Here is a 20,103-nt window from a genome sequence, read left to right as displayed (position 1 = left end):
AATAAAATTATATATTATGAGAAAATATTTGCTAATGTTTGCCCTTGGTTGTCTGACAGCATGCCACTCGGATGGAACAACCTTAGATAACAATGATGAAAAGGAAATACCTTTGTCACCTAATGAATCAGAAGAAAAAATTAATAAGCCCAAAGGGATATGGATTGATGCACATGCTAATTTGAGTCGTTTTGCAACAAAAGATGCAATTACTTCATATCTGGAGAAAATAAAAGATACAGGCTTTAACGAAATTTATCTTGATGTAAAACCTGGTATAGGATATGCCCTGTATGATAGCGATATTCTAGCTCCACTAACTAAATGGGGAGATGAGATCGTAAACCGTGATTTCGATTATTTAGGTTTTTGGTTGGAAGAAGCGGAACGTTTGGATATTGATGTCATAGCAACTATTTCAGCCATGGGCTATGGTTATACAAAAGGGAAAGAAGGGCCGATATATGAGGATAGCAGATGGGACGGAAAAACGCAAGTTATGTTACCGGAAAATAATGATCCTACTCAATTGGTGGATATACGTGATCAGGAAGATGTCGATGCAGCAATGTTAAATCCATGTCTACCGGAAGTTCAAGAGTTTGTTATTTCCATTGTAGAAGAAATTGTTACTAAATATCCCAAGCTGAAAGGTATTAGTCTGGATTATTGTCGTTGGTATGGTGGAAACTATGGCTTTAGCGATGCTACTATTCGTGCATTCGAAACATATAGTGGTAAGAGTGTGACAAATAAAAATGATATAATCACTGCTAGTGGAGGTATCGGGACATTATATAAAGACTGGATTGAGTTTCGCTCTATGTGTATCACTAACCTAATTACCAATATCCGTTCAAAAGTCAAAACCATTAATCCGGATATGGAAATTCAATTATGGGCATCCGCAGATTGGGGGTCACGCTATAGTGTCGGACAGAACTGGGCAAGTAAAAAATATATTCCAGATCCAGGCATAAGATATACAGAAAAGTATAATGAAACAGGGTTTGCAAATCAATTGGACGTATTTGTGTTAGGAGCATATGCGGAGGCCGTATGGATAAAGGATAATCCTAACTCTGTATGGTCTGTAGAGAACTTTGTCAATACATATGATGATTATATAAAGGGAGATTGTAAAGTATATGGTTCTATTCAGTCATACCAGTATAACAGTACAGGTCTGTCTGATGCTATTTACCTCTGCATGAAAAGAACAGATGGATTGATGATATTCGAGATTTCTCATGTAATTAATAATAATTCTTGGGCTGACATTAAAGAGGCCATTAAGCGTATAGAAAAATGAAACAAAAAATATTTATTCTATTATGTACAATAGGTATATGTATATCGGTTCACGCAAAAAAATATATTGTTCATTCTCCAGATAACAAAATCAAAGTTTCAATAACAGCTGATAAACAATTGATTTGGAGTATTGACTACAACGGAGAACGTATATTGACACCTAGTGCCATACAAATGAATATTGAGGGATTAAAAATACAACCGGGTATAAACCCGGTTGTTATCAACGCAAAAGTCGACAAGATCAATGCGGAACAAATTGCAGTTGTACCAGTTAAACAGAAAACTATCAGAGACCAATATACCCAGTTAACTTTAATTTGTAAAGGTGATTATAATATAATATTCAGGGTGTATAACAATGGGGCTGCCTATCGTTTTGAGACTGTACTAAAACAATCCCCCATTATTGTAAACAGTGAAACTGTTGAACTTAATTTGATTGATGGTTGCAAAGCATATTGGCCAAGAGAAAAAAATCAAGAATATATTACCCATTGTGAAGCTATTTTTGATGAATTAAAATTAGAATCTCTTACAAAAGAGATGAAAGGCTATCTGCCAATTTATCTTTCTACTCCTAAAGGTACAAAGATTGTTATTATGGAATCCGATCTTTCCGATTATCCTAATCTATTTCTGACAGGTAATCGCAACAACACACTGTCCGGCGAATTTCCTCCTGTAGTTTTAAAAAGTGCACTAAAAGAAGGTACTGACCGTGATGAAGTATTGCTGGAGAAGGCCTCTTACATCGCTGAGACTGAAGGAACAAGAGCCTTCTCTTGGCGTGTATTAATGATTAACGAGGATGATAAAGCAGTAATTGAAAACAACTTAGTATATCAATTGGCCTCTCCATCTGTCACTCAAGATACAGAATGGATTAAACCCGGAAAGATCTCTTGGGATTGGTGGAGTACACTCAATGTATATGGAGTAGATTTTAAGGCAGGTGTGAATACTGATACTTATAAATATTTCATTGATTTCGCTTCAAAATACGGAATTGAATATATTTTATTAGATGAAGGATGGTCAGCCGGGACTTGGAATATTAAAGAAGCAATCCCCGAACTTAATATCCCGGAACTTGTACGATATGGAAAGGAAAGAAACGTTGGCCTTGTATTATGGACTTTGTGGAACCCGCTGGATAAAGATTTGGAAGGAATTCTGGATATTTATGAAAAATGGGGAATCAAAGGTATAAAAGTCGATTTTATGCAACGTTCGGATCAATATATGGTTAATTTCTACGAGCGTGTAGGAAAAGCGGCTATGGACCGTAAATTACTCGTTGATTTTCATGGCTCTTTCAAACCTTCCGGCTTACAAAAGAGATACCCCAATGTGATGACTTTTGAAGGTGTACTGGGATTAGAGCACGATAAAGATTCAAGAGATATTAATCCGGTACATGACCTGATACTTCCATTCACTAGAATGGTAGCCGGTCCGATGGATTATACGCCTGGTGCAGTAAACAATGCGACAGCAGAAGATTTTTACATCAATTTCGTGCATCCGATCAGTTTAGGTACGCGTGCCCATCAAGCAGCCTTATATGTAGTGTATGAAAGCTCGTTACAAATGTTAGCAGATTCTCCTTCAAACTATTATAAAGCTCCTGAATTTGCTTCCTTTATCTCCCGTATACCTACCACTTGGGACGATACCAAAGCGATAACAGCCAAAATCGGAGAACAATTGGTGATTGCTCGTAAAAATGGGAAGAATTGGTATTTGGCAGGTCTGACAGACTGGAATGCCCGCAGCATTGAAGTAAAACTGGATTTTCTTGAGGCAGACAAATATAAAATGGAAGTTTTCAAAGATGGTGTGAATGCAGATGTTTATGCATCGGATTTTAGAACAGAAGAGGTAATAGTTTCAAAAGGTGATTCAATCAATGTCACAATGGCCAAAGGTGGTGGTTGGGCAGCAATTCTGACTCCTGTTGAATAGAAAGATTGAGCAATGAAAAAAATACTATTCATATTATATATCTGTTGCATTTTATTATTTCCCGTAAGTGCACAGCAAATTCCATCATTTAAAGCCAATGACAGAATTGTCTTTCTCGGAAATAGTATAACGGAAGGAGGCCATTATCATTCTTATATATGGCTGTATTATATGACGCACTTCCCCGAATTGCCTCTTCGTATTTATAATGGAGGAATCGGTGGTGATTGTGTGAGCCACATGGTTTTTCGTTTCGATTCAGATATTAAAATTAAAAAGCCAACTTATCTGGTTTGTTCCTTTGGAATGAATGATTCCAGATATGACGGATATAATAAGCCCGGATATGATAAGTACGCGAATAAACAGGTAGAATACGCTAACACAGAGTTTGGAAAACTACAACAGCAGATTCTTGCAGACAAGAAAATAAAAAACGTAGTACTTTTGGGTTCTTCTCCCTATGATGAGAATGTGAAATTGGAAGGAGTGGAAACTTTACATGGAAAGAATGAGACGATCAAAAGAATTATTGAAATGCAAGCAGAAGTTGCCCAAAAGCGAGGATGGGGATTTGTTAATTTCAATACAGTGATGTGTGAGCTGAATAAGGAGATTCAGCAGTCTGATTCTACAGCTACTTTCTGTGGAGGTGACAGAATTCATCCGGATAAAGACGGCCACATGGTAATGGCGTATTTGTTCTTAAAAGCACAGGGACTTGCAGGAAAAGAAGTCGCTTATTTTCATATCAATGCAACTAACAGGAAAGCAATGGAAGAGAGAAATTGTCGAATAACTCATATAAAGAACGAAAATGACACAATATCTTTCAGCTATTTATCCCGTTCTTTGCCCTTTCCTGTCGACACTATTCCTCGTTGGGGAACAAAAGGTACAGCCCGGGATGCTGTCAGACAAATTCCCTTTATGCAGGAAATGAATCAGGAAATAATGAAAGTGACCGATTTGCATGGAAATTTCCGAGTGACTATTGATGGAACAGAAATAGGACGCTGGGACGGCAATGAATTGAGTAAAGGAATTAATCTGGCTGAAATAACATGCACGCCCCAATACCAACAGAGCCTGTCTATCATGTATCTGAATGAGGAAAGATGTGCTATAGAAAAACGTTTACGACAGTATATGGCTATGCAGTATGTCTTTTTTAAGCATAGAGGATTACTTTTCGCAGATAATAAAGCTGCTCTTGATGCTGCCAAAGCGGAGCGGGAAAGTCACTATTTAGTGAAGTATTTATATACCAATTACACCCAAGCCATGTTTCCACAGATACGTGAAGCCTGGCAAGCTGAAATAGACCAGTTGATAACTCAAATATATAAAATAAACAAGCCTCTCACACGTTTGATTAAAATAGAAAGGATTAAAGAATGAATTTAAGACTATTATTGCTTTTAAGCTTGTTACAATGGAGTTTTTCCTGTTTCAGTGTGCAGGCAATCACTACTCCCGTGGTCTATTATGGGAAAGTACTGTCCGGAGGTAAGGGAATTGCTAATGTACCTGTTACAGATGGTACACAAATTGTCCTTACGGATGACAAGGGACGATATTCCATATCAAGTACCTCTAATGCAGAATACATTTACATCACCCTTCCTGATGGCTATAATATTCCGATGAAAGGTAAAGTTCCTGCGTTCTTTCAAAAAGTACCTGCTCAACCTTCAAAAAAAGTGCATTTTGATTTTGAACTGACACCATCATCTACTGACAACAAAAAGCACGTTTTGGTGGTATGGGCTGACCCACAAGTCTATTTCGATGAAGAAATGCCACAAGTACAGCAGGCTTCAAAAGATGTAAAAGAACTGTTGGCAACTAATTATCAGGGGATTCCTGCCTATGGAATAGTCTGTGGAGACATTATCGGTGACATCAATAAAAAGCCCAGTTACTTTGCACCGATGATAGATGCAATAGCTGAAACGGAAATTCCCTTTTTCTATGTAATTGGAAATCATGATTTAGATTTAAACGTACGTTCTAATGAGCATGCCCGTACTACTTACAAATCTTATTATGGTCCCACTTATTATTCATTTAATAGAGGAGATATACATTATGTTGTTCTTGATGATATTTTCTTTATTGCAAAAAGCTATTTATATGTTGGTTATCTCACCGAGCAGCAACTTCAGTGGCTGGAACAGGATTTGAAACAAGTCACTCCGGGATCTACAGTAGTAGTTGCCATGCATATTCCTACATATTCAAGAGAAGCACGTCGGAAAGAATGGGGAAAAGAGTCTACTATGAAAGTCATGAACAACCGTTCTCATTTGTATGAGCTGCTAAAACCTTACAATACCCATATCATGTCGGGGCATGAGCACTATAATGAAAATTATGTTTTGGCAGACAATCTTTACGAACATGTACATGCTCCCTTGTCAACACTGTTTTGGCAAGCTCCCTGGGCTTGTGACGGAACTCCGGGCGGATATGCCGTTTACGAGTTTGACGGAGGCAAAGTCAACTGGTATTACAAATGTGTAGGAAAAGACAAAGACTATCAATTCGAGCTTTATCCGGTAGGTGCCAGTCGTAATAAAAAGGAGGCAGTTGTAGCAAATGTTTGGAATTACGATTCAACCTGGAAAGTGAAATGGTATGAAAATGGTATTGACAAGGGGGAAATGACCCGTTTTTCCGGATACGATCCTGCTATTTATGAATACTGCGAGAAAAATAGTTCTACATTCAAACATAAGTATTTGGGAGCGGACATTACCGAACACTTGTTTTATGCGGTTCCTGAAACGAAGGATTCCGAAATACGAGTAGAAGTTATAGATCATTGTGGTAATGTATATACCCGCAAAATGCAGCAATCTAAATAGGGATATTCCTAAAATAATAAAATTTAAGGCAACTAATTCATTGCGAGTTAGTTGCCTTTTTTGTATCTTTAAGCATTCCCCCCCAAAAACGGTTTGACGGCCAAAACGGGGGGAATTAAAAATAAAAACACATGGTAAAGATACAAAAAATCTCAGAAATCGAACCTTGTTTAGGTTTTACCGAGTTCGATATGCTTAAAAAATATCGTCAAAGTTTTGCAACGAGTGAATTAGGTCGACTCCATTCTCTGTTCCCTTTCTCGGAACTGGCCCGACAAATGCATTTGAAGTCCTCTCCTTTGGGGCGTAAAAGTTATTTTTCTCCCGAAGGTAAAATAGCCTTGATGGTCTTGAAGTCCTATACCAACTTTTCCGATGCACAACTGATTGAGCATTTAAACGGTAATATTCATTACCAGTTATTTTGTGGTATTCAGATTGATCCGCTTCATCCACTGACCAATCCTAAAATCGTCAGTGCAATTCGTCAGGAACTAGCGGATCGCCTTGATATTGAGTCCCTCCAGCTCATTCTTGCCGAGCATTGGAAACCTTATCTTGAGAACCTTCATGTCTGTATGACCGATGCCACCTGTTATGAAAGTCATCTGCGCTTTCCTACTGATACCAAACTCTTATGGGAAGGTATTGTATGGCTTCATCGTCATCTGTGCAAACATTGCCAGACCTTGCACATACAACGTCCCCGTAACAAGTATCTTGATGTACGCCGTGCCTATCTTGCTTATAGCAAACTGCGTAAACGCAAGAAATCACAGACTCGTATGATTACACGAAGGTTACTTCAGTTATTGGAAAAGTTACTTGACCAGCTGGAGCAGCTTCATTCATCCTACAGGAACAGGCTTACACTATCCTCTGATTACCAAAGACGTTTCTCGGTCATACAGACAGTCCTTGAGCAAGGGAAAAATTTATTTGCAGGCAAAAAAGTGTCCAACCGTATCGTGAGTATCGACCGGCATTACCTTCGTCCCATTATCAGAGGCAAGGAAACCAAATCCGTTGAATTCGGAGCCAAAGTCAACAATATACAGATAGACGGAATCTCCTTTATAGAACATATCTCCTTTAAGGCTTTTAACGAAGGAGTACGTTTGAAAGACTGTATTCATCTGCAACAACAACTGACCGGGGTCAGGGTTAAGGCGCTTGCGGCGGATTCAATCTATGCCAATAATGCCAACCGGAAATTTTGTACAAAATATCATATAAGTACTTCCTTTAAGCGTAAGGGCAGAGCTGCCAAAGATGAGCCGCTTCGGAAAATCTTACGGTCGGAACTCAGCCGTGAAAGAGCTACCCGCCTGGAAGGAAGTTTTGGAACGCAGAAACAACATTACTCACTGGCCAGGATAAAAGCTAGAAACAGGAAAACGGAAGTACTTTGGATTTTCTTTGGGATACATACAGCCAATGCGGTATGTATGATAGAAAAGGTCGAAAAGAAAAAAAGAAAGGCAGCATAATCTGACTAAAATAACAGGAAAAACAGGAGAGGTTTTAACTTCCCCTAAAAAAGACATGTACATAATGCAAGGGTGGGAAGGAAAAAACAAGAATATGTAAACAATATTGTACAAAAAAGATAGAAGACTGGGAGAGTTGAACGAAAAAATCAAGAGAAAAGCTCACGTAAAGCAAAGCTTTTCTCTTGATTTTTTAGAAAGAGGAACATTTACTGAATATCCCTAAAAATAAAGCCAGAGTCGATTATGATTCTGGCTTTATTTTTGAATATAGGAATTTATTTTTTCAGAAACAACTTCTTAAACTCCGCCGGATAAGGTGTCTCGAACTCCATCAAATCTCCCGTTACCGGATGATAGAAACAAAGTTTGAAAGCATGGAGTGCCAGTCGTCCGATAGGGTTGGGAGCATCTTCTCTTCCATATCTTCCATCACCGATAATAGGATGTCCTAAATCTTGCATGTGTACACGAATCTGATTCTTTCGGCCGGTTTCCAAATCGAGTTCCAACAGAGAATATCCGTTGGCACGTTTGATGGTCTTATAGTGGGTAATAGATTTTGATCCACCGTCATCATATTCACTGGAACTTACATAAAGCGTTTTATCAGTCAGCCAGGAAACGACTGTATCATAATCTTTTTCCATACTTCCCTCCACCACAGCTACATATCGACGGTCAGTCACGATATCGTGCCAGTTATCACGTAGTGTCCGCTGTGTTTTTTCGTCTTTAGCAAACATCATCAGGCCGGAAGTGTCCCTGTCCAGGCGATGAACGATAAACACACGGAATTGACGTCCGGAACGTTGCACGTATTCGTTAAGTATTGTATAGGCTGTGCGCTCTTTCTGTCTTTCTGTATTGACTGATAAAAGTCCCTGCATCTTCTCGACAACAATGATATAGGCATCCTCATATACGATTTTCAGCAGTCTGTTATTAAATTCTTTTTTTCCCTTTTGTTTGCTGATTTGCACTTTCATGCCCGCTTCAAGAGGAAAGTTGAATTGTGTGGTTATCACATTATCAACAAATACAACCCGTTTGCTTAACAACGATTTTAATTTCGTACGACTTGCGTCCGGCATCTTGGTAGCCAGGAACTCCATTAGTTCCATGGGTTCTTTCACTGCATAATTGGTATATTGAGCACGTGCTTTTTCAGCAGGAGTTCTTCTAGGTCTTTTTCCCATTTCTTTTTTCTTTTGAAATTCTATTATCATCACGGATTATCGAAGTTCCAGCAACACCACATTTTCTACGTGGTGGGTGTGAGGGAACATATCTACCGGTTGAATGGCTTTCACCTTGTATTTCTCATCGAGTAATTGCAAATCCCGTGCTTGAGTAGCAGGATTACAACTTACATACACAATCCGTTTCGGTTCGGCAAACAAGATGACATCAACTACATCCTGGTGCATACCGGCACGAGGAGGATCAGTAATGATTACATCCGGGCGTCCATGCTGATTGATGAAATCCTGCGTCAGTATATCCTTCATATCACCGGCATAAAACAATGCATTCTTGATATCATTGATTTCTGCATTTACCTTTGCGTCTTCGATAGCTTCCGGCACATATTCGATACCGATTACCTGGCGAGCCTGGCGTGATACGAAGTTGGCGATTGTTCCCGTTCCTGTATAGAGGTCATATACCAGTTCGTTGCCTGTTAATCCGGCAAATTCACGGGCCACTTTATATAAATTATAAGCCTGTTCCGAGTTGGTCTGATAGAATGATTTCGGTCCTACTTTGAAACGCAGTCCCTCCATTTCTTCAAAGATGTGATCTTTCCCTTTAAATACATGCACATCCAAATCATTGATTGTGTCATTGCACTTATTATTAATAATGTATAGAAGAGAAGTGATTTCTGGGAAAGAGTCCGCTACGAATTGGAGTAACTGCTTGAACAGTTCCATTTCGTGATCTTCCGTAATCTTGCAAATGACGATTACCATCAGTTCGCCAGTTGAAGAGGTGCGTACAATCATATTCCGCAGCATACCTTCCTGTGTGCGCAGATTGATGAAAGAGTAATCGTGTTCGTAAGCGTAGTCACGTACAGCGTTGCGGATACGGTTGGATATATCATCCTGTAACCAGCATTTCTCAATAGCCAGCACCTTGTCAAAGGCTCCCGGAATGTGGAAACCCACCGCATTCATCTGGTCATACTTCACATCCTGACGAACTTCTTCGTTTGTCAACCAGCGTTTATTTGAGAAGGTGAATTCCAGTTTGTTCCTGTAGAATTCCGTCTTGTCAGAACCGAGAATCGGAGAAATTTCGGGAAGTTCGATTTTCCCGATACGTCTCAAATTATCTTCCACTTGCTTTTGCTTATATCTGATCTGCTCCGAATAGGGGAGCACTTGCCACTTGCAGCCACCGCATACGCCATAGTGTTGGCAGAAAGGAACAGCGCGATTGGGCGACAGCTCGTGAAACTTCACCGCTTCAGCTTCGGCATATTTATTCTTTTTACGCTTGATTTGCAGGTCTACGACATCACCCGGCACTACATAGGGAACAAAAATCACCAGGTCGTTTACTTTTGCGATGGCTTTTCCTTCGGCAGCCACATCCATGATTGTTACCTTCTCCAATAAGGGAAGCTCTTTTTTCTTTCTTGCCACTTTTACACCAGTCTAATAATTACTTTGCAAAAGTAGGTATTTTTTTTGGAAAAAATTCGGGTATACAGAAATATTCCGGATTGTAATGTCGAAATTGCATTTTGATAGAAAGTTTTTTCGCAAAAAGTTTTCAAGTTTGCGAAATATCCTTAGATTTGCGAACAGAAAAAAATCATAATGTAACTTTAAACACAATATTATGGATAAAAAAAGAGTTTATACCTTTGGTAATGGTCAGGCAGAAGGAAAGGCTGACATGAAGAATTTGCTCGGTGGTAAGGGAGCCAACCTTGCAGAAATGAATTTAATCGGAATTCCTGTCCCTCCCGGATTCACAATAACTACAGATGTTTGTACGGAATACAATACGTTAGGACGTGATAAAGTGGTTGAGCTACTGAAAGATGAAGTGGTAAAAGCGATCACTCACGTGGAAACGTTGATGAAATCTAAATTCGGTGACGTTGAAAATCCTTTGTTGGTGTCTGTACGTTCCGGTGCGCGCGCATCTATGCCGGGTATGATGGATACGATTCTGAACTTGGGATTGAATGACGAAGTGGTAGAAGGTATTATCCGTAAGACAGGTAATGCACGCTTTGCATGGGACTCTTATCGTCGTTTTGTGCAGATGTACGGTGACGTAGTATTGGGCATGAAGCCTACCAATAAAGATGATATCGACCCGTTCGAAGCAATCATTGAAGAGGTGAAGAAAGCGAAAGGGGTAGAACTGGATAACGAGTTGAAAGTGGAAGACTTGCAGGAACTCGTAAAGAAATTTAAGGCTGCCGTAAAGGAACAGACCGGAAAAGATTTCCCGACTGGTGCATACGAACAACTTTGGGGAGCTATATGTGCCGTATTTGATTCATGGATGAATGAACGCGCTATCCTTTACCGTAAGATGGAAAGTATACCTGATGAATGGGGTACAGCTGTCAATGTACAGGCTATGGTGTTCGGTAATATGGGTGAAACTTCGGCTACTGGTGTTTGTTTCTCACGTGATGCCGGTACGGGTGAAGACCTTTTCAATGGTGAATATCTGATTAACGCACAAGGTGAAGACGTAGTGGCCGGTATCCGTACTCCGCAACAGATCACCAAGATTGGTTCTCAACGTTGGGCTGTATTGGCTGGTGTGACCGAAGATGTTCGCGCAGCGAAGTTCCCTTCCATGGAAGAGGCAATGCCGGAAATCTATAAAGAATTAGATGCTCTCCAGACTAAACTGGAAAATCATTATAAAGATATGCAGGACATGGAGTTCACCGTACAAGAAGGTAAACTCTGGTTCCTTCAGACACGTAACGGTAAGCGTACAGGTGCTGCTATGGTGAAGATCGCTATGGATTTGCTCCGTCAGGGCATGATTGACGAAAAGACTGCTTTGATGCGCGTGGAACCGAATAAACTCGATGAATTGCTTCACCCTGTATTCGATAAGGATGCTTTGAAGAAAGCCAAAGTGTTGACTCGTGGTCTTCCGGCTTCTCCGGGTGCTGCAACCGGTCAGGTGGTGTTCTTTGCTGACGACGCTGCTGAATGGCATGCTGCCGGTAAACGTGTGGTAATGGTTCGTATCGAAACTTCTCCGGAAGACTTGGCCGGTATGGCAGTTGCCGAAGGTATTCTTACGGCTCGTGGCGGTATGACTTCTCATGCTGCTGTTGTGGCTCGTGGTATGGGTAAATGTTGTGTATCAGGTGCAGGTGCATTGAATATCGATTATAAAAACCGTACCGTAGAAATTGACGGTGTTGTGTTGAAAGAAGGCGATTATATCTCTCTGAACGGAAGTACAGGTGTAGTTTATAATGGTAAGGTAGAAACACAGGCTGCAGAACTTTCCGGTGACTTTGCTGAATTAATGACGCTGGCTGATAAGTATACTCGTCTGCAGGTACGTACAAATGCGGATACTCCTCATGATGCGGAAGTGGCTCGTAACTTCGGTGCAGTAGGTATTGGGCTTTGCCGTACGGAACACATGTTCTTCGAAGGTGAAAAGATCAAGGCAATGCGTGAAATGATTCTGGCGGAAAATGCGGAAGGACGTCGTAAAGCATTGGCTAAGATTCTTCCATACCAACAGGAAGACTTTAAGGGCATCTTTAAAGCAATGGCTGGTTGCCCGGTAACTGTTCGTTTGCTCGATCCTCCTTTGCATGAGTTCGTTCCTCATGATTTGAAGGGACAGCAGGAAATGGCAGATACTATGGGTGTGAGCCTGCAATATATCCAGCAACGTGTAGAATCATTGTGTGAGCATAACCCGATGTTGGGTCACCGTGGTTGCCGTCTGGGAAATACTTATCCTGAAATTACACAGATGCAGACACGTGCCATCTTGGGTGCTGCACTCGAATTGAAGAAAGAAGGAGTGGAAACTCATCCGGAAATCATGGTTCCATTAACTGGTATCTTGTATGAATTCAAGGAGCAGGAAAATGTAATCCGTGCGGAAGCTAAGAAGTTGTTTGAGGAAGTAGGAGATAGCATTGACTTCAAAGTGGGTACAATGATCGAAATTCCGCGTGCCGCTTTGACTGCCGACCGTATCGCTTCTTCTGCCGAGTTCTTCTCATTCGGTACAAATGACTTAACGCAGATGACCTTCGGTTATTCTCGTGATGATATAGCTTCTTTCCTTCCTGTTTATCTGGAAAAGAAGATTTTGAAAGTAGACCCGTTCCAGGTTCTCGATCAGAATGGTGTGGGACAGTTGGTACGTATGGCTACAGAAAAGGGCCGTGCTATCCGTCCGGATCTGAAATGTGGTATTTGTGGTGAACATGGTGGTGAGCCTTCTTCAGTGAAGTTCTGTCACCGGGTAGGTTTGAACTACGTTAGTTGTTCTCCATTCAGAGTGCCGATTGCCAGATTGGCGGCGGCCCAAGCCGCAATCATGCACACTGACAAATAATCATTGCTTACTGTAGGCTTAAACCAAACGGTCAAGTTATTGATTATCACCATACATTTTGTGTGGCGCAGGCTGCAATAGAGCATTCGCAAGAATAGCGACTTTATAAAATTAAAACTTGATATCAGGCTGTAATTCACTGCTTTTAGTGGTAATTACAGCCTGAGTTGCGTTTAGGCGGTTCGTACATTTGACCGCATAAAATGAGCCAAATGAACGTATTTGCTTACACTCTGCTTACACCAAATCCCTGTATTGTTTACACCTGCTTACACCAACTTAAAAGGCTATAGCAGCTATAAAATTAAAGTACATATGACAACATTAAAAGTAATGGTGAGAAAGCCAAGAATTGATGGTCTCTATTCCGTGTACATACGGATAGTACACAATCGTAAACCTGGATATATCAAGACCGATAAAATTGTGGACAAGAATCATATTACGAGCAATGGGGAATTGATTGATCCAGTAGTAAATGAATACTGTTCAATGCTCATAAGGCAATATACAGATAGACTAAATCGAATAAATACATCTTTATGGGATGTTAAGGAAGTCATTGATTATTTGCTTAAAACAGCAGAAGAAGTTTGTTTCAGTGAATATGCCAGAACCTTTGTTAGTTGCATGGAAAAAGAAGGCTTTGAAAGAAATGCAAGAAATTATCAACTTGCCGTAAACCATTTGGAACGTTATTTAGGAACAACTCGTATAATGTTCAGCCATCTAACTACAGCAGTTTTGAAAAAATGGATAGAAAATTTGTCTCATACAAAACGAGCAAAAGAAATGTATCCAACTTGTATTCGCCAAATTTTCAAAAAGGCCATTATAGAGTACAATGACGAAGAAAGAGAAATTAAACGTATAAAATTCAATCCGTGGGAGAAAATTACTATTCCAAAATCAGACAACGGTGTACAACGTGCCATCAGTGCCGAAGCCTGCCGTGAGTTTTTCAACCGGCCACTACCGGAAACGAAGATGATTTCTTCCCTACCGGAACTTGCCCGTGATGTGTCGCTTCTCTCCCTTTGCCTTGGTGGCATCAACACGGTTGACTTGTACGAACTCAAAAAGGAGAATTATAAGGATGGTATTATCGGTTACAAACGGGCAAAGACCCGCCACAGCCGCAGGGACGAAGCGTATATTGAAATGCGTGTCGAGCCGTTCATCCAGTCCACATTTGACAAATACCTCTCCCATGATGAGAACGAGGAATACCTGTTCAATTTTCACAAAAGGTACAGTAATTCAGACAGTTTCAATGCAAACGTAAACAACGGAATCCGAAAGATCTGTGCGGATATGGGAATGAAGAAAGAGGACTACTACTGCTACTATACGTTCCGTCATACATGGGCGACCATTGCACAGAATGACTGTGATGCCAACCTTTATGAAGTGGCATTCGGCATGAACCACAGCCACGGACTGAATGTAACGAGAGGGTATGTGAAAATAGATTTTACTCCAGCTTGGGAACTTAATGCAAAAGTAATAGACTTCATCTTTTTCAGCAGTAAGAAAAGTAAGCAAGGCAAAGCCCGTGATATAGAAGAACCGGCAGACAAGATGTTCCGCATATCCAAGAAAATGATGATTTATGGCCGCGCCTATTTTAAGGGTGATGTCGTCAGTGAACTTACTGATATAGGGTTCAGCAATGTGGATCAAGTCATAAGTAAATTGGCAGCAAAACTTCCGAGTGATATTCCAACGGGATGTACAGTACAATTCCGTCTCATGAATTGTGATTCCAAAAAGGAGGTCGTATATGAACGTAGCAAAGGCAAGGGGTTTTAGCAGGCAGTCAGCCAAAGAATTATCAACGTAAAGGGAAGAACTTACCCACCGTTCACAGAGCCGTATCGGTCATACCCGGCAGGTACGGCTTTATCTTTCCCTACCGGTTGAAAATCCTACCCGTCATAATCAGCGTGAAAGCCCGTGTCAGACCTTTGCCCAGCAGGACAAAGAAGTTCCTCACAAACCACCACAGCAGCCTGAATGTATTTCGGACAAGCCATCTCGCCAGCTTGAACAGTAGTATTACTATCACTACTATCGGAAACAGGTATATCAGCAACAACAATTCAAACATACAAGGTTACTTTTTTAATGAAACTTGATATTCTAAAATCCCGGTTCTATAGTATAAAGGTACTGAAAAATAGTCATATATCAAAGCATCATCACCTTTATATTCAGTAAATTACAAAGAAAAATATAAGAAAATGGGTAACCGAACAAACCGAAATATTCGGATATGGGAAACTGTGGGACTATCATAAGAACAACCCATTTATCAAAGTCCGTAAGTCATTTCAAAACACATTTTTTAGTAAACAGTCCATTGCCTGATACTGATACCGAACTCTTCATTTCCCCTGATGTCCTGATTACTCAAACTCCCGAAAACAGCTTCAACATACCGCCAAACTTGAAACATCCGGTCATTTCAACTTCTATTCTCACATCACTTGATGCCCTAATATTATGGCTGTACGTATCCGTCTGTATTACTTATCCGACTATTCAAATTCTCACAAATCAGGTGAGTGAACTTTCATTATATCACAGATATTTTTTTCGGACTATCTCGAAATGAAGTATTCTTATTATCAATGACCGGGTTATCCGTCATATCGGATTATCCGTGTTCCGGGACTTCCGGGTGGAAACCTACAATTCTGTTGTGCATTTCTCCGCAAGGCGTTTTATGCGGTAATTTTGGTGCAAGAATGAACCCCGGAGGACATCGAACTGCGTTGCAGGATTTGTCAGGCAAGTTGTACCTTTGTGGCCACAAAACTCCGTTTAGCTTCCACAAAGGTAACTTGCCGACTGCTGCGCATCGGAGCGGCAATGCCGCTGTTTCGCCCTGCGAAAGAAGTTCCGGGAAACCCGAAAACAAGTTATCATCGTATGAAGAAGCAAATGACCAAGTACATCAAGGTACGAATGACATTGGAAGAAGTGGAACTGTTTAAGAAAGAGGCTTCTTCTTCCGTCTATAAAACAGTGAGCAGTTATGTGCGCAAGGCACTTGAAGAATACACCCGTGTCGATGTGAGACAGAAACTCAAACTCATCCAGGCACTCGGTGAGTTCTACCGGAAGTACCATAACGAGCTTTCCCATATAGGCGGCAACCTGAACCAGTCGGTCAAGAGAGCCAACGAACTTTCGGTTGCCGGGTTGCTGCCACCGGAATATCTCCGTGAGGTGCTGATGCCGGTTATCCGTGAGACACAGGACACCCTGAACGAAATAAAAAGGGAACTGGAAGAAGTCACCAAAAAGGCCGTCAAGCTCTGAATATCCCGAACTCCCAATCAATCCAACCCAAATGATAGCAACCATATTACCCGGAAGCCCGAACTTCCACGCAGTCGGTTACAATGAGCGGAAAGTCGCGAAAGGTGTAGCCCGTTTACTCGAAATCCAGAATTTCGGGGCACTCGGAACATTTGGTAGACCCACCCCCGATGAACTGGTCAAGTATCTCCAGGAATATACCTCCCGGAACAGCCGGATACAGAAGGCACAGTTCCATGTGGCCATATCCTGCAAGGGACACGAGAAGTCGGAAACCGAGCTGCTGGAGTTCGCCCACCAATATCTCCGGGAAATGGGCTATGCTAAACCCGGACAGCCGTTGCTTGTCTATTCCCACTATGACACCGACAACACTCACCTGCACATCGTCACCTCTCGCATCGCACCAGACGGCAGGAAGATTGTACACGACCACGAGCGCAGACGCTCGCAGGAAGCCATTGACAAGATATTGGGAACCAACAGGAAACAAAAGACAGACAAGGATATGGAGACTGCCAGACAGTACACTTTCTCCTCCTTTGCCCAGTACAAAGCGGTGATGACCTCCATGGGATACGAGGTCTATCAGAAAGACGGTACTGTATTCATCAAGCACGGCGGGAAGGTGCAACACAGGCTTCCCCTCTCCGACATAGAGGCATTGTATAAAAGAGGCCATACGGACAGGGCACGATGTCGGCAATTAAGAAGCATCCTCAAAAAATACCGGGACGTGAGTACCAATAAGGAAGAGCTGCAAAAGGAACTGAAAGGCAAGTTCGGCATTGACATCGTGTTCTTCGGTAAGAAAGACGAGCCTTACGGTTACATGATAGTAGACCACCATAACAAGACCGTCATCCACGGTGCAAGGGTGCTGGCCGTGGACGAGCTGCTGGACTTCGCCACCCCCGAACAGCGGTTTGACCGCATCGAGGACTACATAGACCGCCTGCTCACGCTCAACCCCAAGATAACCCAGGGCGAGATTTACAGCAAGATACGCAGGCAGCACGCCTACATCAAGAAAGGTGTCATCTATTTCAACGGGCAGTCACGGCCTCTGAAACCGTTCATGGCGGAAGCCATCGACCGCAACAACCGTATCGAACGGGTTGAAAAATTCAAACCGGCCACCGAAGCCGAACGGGACATGTTATGCAGGATATTCAAGGTGAACCGCCCCGACCTTGTCACCCTCACTCCCGAACGTACCCGGTCCCACACGGATGCCGTCAACCGGCTGAGAGAGATTTTCAGTGACGATACCACCGGTTCCGTCAAGGGAAAGCTCTTCGAGGAAGGCTTCACCATACGGGAGGACGGGAACGACACTTATGCCGTCAATTTCAAGGAACACCTTGTCATCAACCTGACAGAAGAAGGCTTCAATCTTGAACGGTTGAAAAGAAAATCGCATAAGCCACAAACCGACAGACAATCCGTCCACAAAAACATCGGACATAAAACAGGCGGACATATTCGGCTGCGTGATGCCGGAGGCGGCAGCCAGAGCGAGAAGCGTGAATGGGAAGTCGGTCAAAAAGGTAATTATGACGACATCGACGACGGACGCACATTAAAGCGATAGCGGAACGATATATGATAATGGTAAAAAGGTTACAGTACAAAGTCACTGACAGACTTCCTGCCGTAACCTTTTCGGTCAGTATAAACCCTGATTTCCCGAATTTCATAATTCCGGACACCTTAGTCTGAACTACCCGGAGCATATAAGTGTTGCGCATTTCGTTTTTCAGGTTGTGCGGATGATAATTTTGGAGCATAACCAATTATCGCACGGACATGATACAGACACCGGTCATCGTAACATTCGCCAACCAGAAAGGAGGCGTCGGCAAGACGACACTCTGCGTGACATTCGCCAACTACCTGGTGACAAAGGGAAAGCGCGTGCTCGTGATAGACTGCGACACCCAGCAATCCGTGGCCAAGTGCCGCAAGGCCGACATCCGCAAGTACGGAGAGGAACACATCCCATACGATGTGCTGGCATACGGTGCGGACGACAGGCAAGCCATGACCGCCCTGATGGAAAGGCTGCGCAACGAGCCGGGCATGGACGTGGTACTCATGGATTCTCCCGGCAGCCTGAAGGCGGACGGACTGATTCCCATGTTCGTCAACTCGGACATCATCATCGTGCCGTTCCACTACGACCTGGTGACGGTTCCCTCCACCGCCAGTTTTCTCATGTTCACCGACCGTCTGCGCAAGGCCGCCGCCGGACAGATGAAGGCGAGGTTCTTCATCGTACCCAACCTGAATGACGGCAGGGTCGGCAAACGCTCCGAACTGGCCATCTGGGAGAGCGCACGGGAGACCTTCTCCAACTACGGACAGGTAACGGGAAAAATTCCCAAGCGTGCCGACATGGAGCGTTTCAGCACCATGGCCGCCCTTGACATGCAGGCCGGCATCGTGGCACCCGTATTTGAAGAAATCTATGCCGACATTTTCGGCAATAACGAGAATCAGAATGAACAATAATCAGTAACCATCAAACCCATAACGCAATGGCAAAAGACATTCCGGAAATAGACGACCTTATCAAAGGCATCAACGACACAGAAATCACCCTGACCGACAAGCGTCAGGAAGAATCTGATGTACATGAGACAGGAAAGGCTGAGACAACGGCCGGACATACAACAGCCCCCGTTTCCCTGAACGGCGGCCTTGAAAAGTGCTGGGAGGATTTTCTCTCCTTCCTTGAAGACACGGGCACCCACGACGACAAGGAAGAGCGGCTGGTATGCAAGCTCGACCGTGACCTTGCCGACTCGCTGGACGACTGCGACATCCGTGGCCGCTGCCGTTCCGACCTGGTGAACGCCATCGTCCGTGCCTTTTTCGGCGCGTTCCTGCCGCAGCTTGCCCGCTACCGTCGGGAAAACAAATCGCTTTTTATGAACCTGAAAGAGATATAGCCATGGGAAAAGAGAAATGGAACGAAAACAGGCTTGCCCTGCTTGCCGAACTCTATCCGGTGGAGACCACGGCCTATACGGCAGGCGTACTCGGCATGAGCGAGACGGCGGTGAAGAACATGGCACGCAGGCTGGGCATCGTGAAAATAGCCAAGTCCGGGTGGATGGAACGTGCCGGGTATATCCGCAGCCACTTCCATGAGTATTCCTTCTCTGAAATAGGCAGGGAACTCGGCATCACCAAGACAAGCGTCAGCCGCATTGCGGCCAGGCTGGGACTGAAACGTACCGGGGAACAGGCACGCAAGGTGCTGTCCCGTGTGCGGAACGAACTCATACGGAAAGAGAGGCGGCGTGTCATCTTCGGGCTTGAACCTCTGACACGCCTGAAGGTAGTGTCCAACAGGGCACGGGTCAGGCTCCGCTCCCGGCTGAAAAGTACTGGCTATATCGTGGGCGACGAACGCAACATCCTTTATTACAGCGATACGCTGGTACGCAGGAAACAGCTGGAATCAAGAGGCTGCAAGCTGGGGCTTCATTTCCTTCCCCTGCCGGAAGACGGAATACCAAGTATGACAACCATAATCTGAACAC

General features: G+C 42.9%; 15 protein-coding genes. 12 read left to right on the top strand and 3 right to left on the bottom strand.

What is annotated here, in order from left to right; genetic code table 11:
* The first annotated feature begins 16 nt into the window (after positions 1-16).
* The 5 genes from KSX81_RS25710 to KSX81_RS25690 all read left to right on the top strand — a co-directional run bounded on the left by KSX81_RS25710 (position 17) and on the right by KSX81_RS25690 (position 7,642).
* A complete protein-coding gene (locus tag KSX81_RS25710) occupies positions 17-1,312 on the top strand; it encodes a family 10 glycosylhydrolase (protein ID WP_004307211.1) in 1,296 nt (431 codons plus the stop codon).
* Entirely contained in the window at positions 1,309-3,282 is a 1,974-nt protein-coding gene (locus KSX81_RS25705) for a glycoside hydrolase family 97 protein (protein WP_217725871.1), read from the top strand. The genes KSX81_RS25710 and KSX81_RS25705 overlap by 4 nt, the downstream gene beginning before the upstream one ends.
* A gap of 12 nt (positions 3,283-3,294) precedes the next feature.
* A complete protein-coding gene (locus KSX81_RS25700) occupies positions 3,295-4,683 on the top strand; it encodes an SGNH/GDSL hydrolase family protein (RefSeq protein WP_217725870.1) in 1,389 nt (462 codons plus the stop codon).
* Complete coding sequence (locus KSX81_RS25695; RefSeq protein ID WP_217725869.1) at positions 4,680-6,152, top strand: calcineurin-like phosphoesterase C-terminal domain-containing protein; 1,473 nt, start codon at positions 4,680-4,682, stop codon at positions 6,150-6,152. The genes KSX81_RS25700 and KSX81_RS25695 overlap by 4 nt, the downstream gene beginning before the upstream one ends.
* A gap of 131 nt (positions 6,153-6,283) precedes the next feature.
* Positions 6,284-7,642, top strand: coding sequence for a transposase (locus KSX81_RS25690; RefSeq protein WP_217726205.1), 1,359 nt, complete (start codon positions 6,284-6,286; stop codon positions 7,640-7,642).
* A gap of 278 nt (positions 7,643-7,920) precedes the next feature.
* On the opposite strand, the gene KSX81_RS25685 is transcribed toward KSX81_RS25690, so the two are convergent.
* Positions 7,921-8,841 carry an RluA family pseudouridine synthase gene (locus KSX81_RS25685; RefSeq protein ID WP_004317963.1) on the bottom strand — a complete coding sequence of 307 codons (921 nt, stop codon included), beginning with the start codon at positions 8,839-8,841 and terminating at the stop codon, positions 7,921-7,923.
* Between the two features lie 36 nt (positions 8,842-8,877).
* The gene (rlmD, locus tag KSX81_RS25680; RefSeq protein ID WP_217622112.1) at positions 8,878-10,248 is read right to left on the bottom strand and encodes a 23S rRNA (uracil(1939)-C(5))-methyltransferase RlmD; all 1,371 of its coding nucleotides are present in this window, start codon (positions 10,246-10,248) and stop codon (positions 8,878-8,880) included.
* A gap of 247 nt (positions 10,249-10,495) precedes the next feature.
* On the opposite strand from rlmD, the gene ppdK reads away from it, so the two are divergent.
* Complete coding sequence (gene ppdK, locus KSX81_RS25675; protein WP_217725969.1) at positions 10,496-13,225, top strand: pyruvate, phosphate dikinase; 2,730 nt, start codon at positions 10,496-10,498, stop codon at positions 13,223-13,225.
* 315 nt (positions 13,226-13,540) lie between these two features.
* Positions 13,541-15,037: a tyrosine-type recombinase/integrase gene (locus KSX81_RS25670; protein ID WP_022162034.1), complete on the top strand. Its 1,497-nt coding sequence runs from the start codon at positions 13,541-13,543 to the stop codon at positions 15,035-15,037.
* Between the two features lie 100 nt (positions 15,038-15,137).
* Here KSX81_RS25670 and KSX81_RS25665 read toward each other — a convergent pair whose 3' ends face one another.
* Positions 15,138-15,335, bottom strand: coding sequence for a hypothetical protein (locus KSX81_RS25665; protein WP_217725968.1), 198 nt, complete (start codon positions 15,333-15,335; stop codon positions 15,138-15,140).
* Positions 15,336-16,159: 824 nt separating this feature from the next.
* On the opposite strand from KSX81_RS25665, the gene KSX81_RS25660 reads away from it, so the two are divergent.
* From KSX81_RS25660 to KSX81_RS25640, 5 genes are all read left to right on the top strand, one after another.
* Positions 16,160-16,552: a plasmid mobilization protein gene (locus tag KSX81_RS25660; RefSeq protein WP_075318831.1), complete on the top strand. Its 393-nt coding sequence runs from the start codon at positions 16,160-16,162 to the stop codon at positions 16,550-16,552.
* A gap of 31 nt (positions 16,553-16,583) precedes the next feature.
* Entirely contained in the window at positions 16,584-18,146 is a 1,563-nt protein-coding gene (locus tag KSX81_RS25655) for a relaxase/mobilization nuclease domain-containing protein (RefSeq protein WP_217725967.1), read from the top strand.
* Between the two features lie 215 nt (positions 18,147-18,361).
* Entirely contained in the window at positions 18,362-19,066 is a 705-nt protein-coding gene (locus tag KSX81_RS25650; RefSeq protein ID WP_217725966.1) for a ParA family protein, read from the top strand.
* A gap of 26 nt (positions 19,067-19,092) precedes the next feature.
* Positions 19,093-19,506, top strand: a complete 414-nt coding sequence (locus tag KSX81_RS25645) for a hypothetical protein (protein WP_217725965.1) — start codon at positions 19,093-19,095, stop codon at positions 19,504-19,506.
* A gap of 2 nt (positions 19,507-19,508) precedes the next feature.
* Positions 19,509-20,099, top strand: coding sequence for a MarR family transcriptional regulator (locus tag KSX81_RS25640; protein ID WP_217725964.1), 591 nt, complete (start codon positions 19,509-19,511; stop codon positions 20,097-20,099).
* Positions 20,100-20,103: the final 4 nt, after the last annotated feature.

The organism is Bacteroides sp. MSK.18.37, from assembly GCF_019129155.2.
Taxonomy (GTDB): domain Bacteria; phylum Bacteroidota; class Bacteroidia; order Bacteroidales; family Bacteroidaceae; genus Bacteroides; species Bacteroides ovatus.
The sequence above is the reverse complement of the archived record's forward strand: the minus strand, read 5'-3'. Positions and strand labels throughout refer to the sequence as shown.

Coding starts and splice junctions, on each gene's coding strand:
- KSX81_RS25685 (WP_004317963.1), bottom strand. CDS start 8,841: ATGGGAAAAAGACCTAGAAGAACTCCTGCTGAAAAAGCACGTGCTCAA.
- KSX81_RS25710 (WP_004307211.1), top strand. CDS start 17: ATGAGAAAATATTTGCTAATGTTTGCCCTTGGTTGTCTGACAGCATGC.
- KSX81_RS25665 (WP_217725968.1), bottom strand. CDS start 15,335: ATGTTTGAATTGTTGTTGCTGATATACCTGTTTCCGATAGTAGTGATA.
- KSX81_RS25705 (WP_217725871.1), top strand. CDS start 1,309: ATGAAACAAAAAATATTTATTCTATTATGTACAATAGGTATATGTATA.
- KSX81_RS25645 (WP_217725965.1), top strand. CDS start 19,093: ATGGCAAAAGACATTCCGGAAATAGACGACCTTATCAAAGGCATCAAC.
- KSX81_RS25670 (WP_022162034.1), top strand. CDS start 13,541: ATGACAACATTAAAAGTAATGGTGAGAAAGCCAAGAATTGATGGTCTC.
- ppdK (WP_217725969.1), top strand. CDS start 10,496: ATGGATAAAAAAAGAGTTTATACCTTTGGTAATGGTCAGGCAGAAGGA.
- KSX81_RS25700 (WP_217725870.1), top strand. CDS start 3,295: ATGAAAAAAATACTATTCATATTATATATCTGTTGCATTTTATTATTT.
- KSX81_RS25695 (WP_217725869.1), top strand. CDS start 4,680: ATGAATTTAAGACTATTATTGCTTTTAAGCTTGTTACAATGGAGTTTT.
- KSX81_RS25690 (WP_217726205.1), top strand. CDS start 6,284: ATGGTAAAGATACAAAAAATCTCAGAAATCGAACCTTGTTTAGGTTTT.
- rlmD (WP_217622112.1), bottom strand. CDS start 10,248: ATGGATGTGGCTGCCGAAGGAAAAGCCATCGCAAAAGTAAACGACCTG.
- KSX81_RS25650 (WP_217725966.1), top strand. CDS start 18,362: ATGATACAGACACCGGTCATCGTAACATTCGCCAACCAGAAAGGAGGC.
- KSX81_RS25660 (WP_075318831.1), top strand. CDS start 16,160: ATGAAGAAGCAAATGACCAAGTACATCAAGGTACGAATGACATTGGAA.
- KSX81_RS25640 (WP_217725964.1), top strand. CDS start 19,509: ATGGGAAAAGAGAAATGGAACGAAAACAGGCTTGCCCTGCTTGCCGAA.
- KSX81_RS25655 (WP_217725967.1), top strand. CDS start 16,584: ATGATAGCAACCATATTACCCGGAAGCCCGAACTTCCACGCAGTCGGT.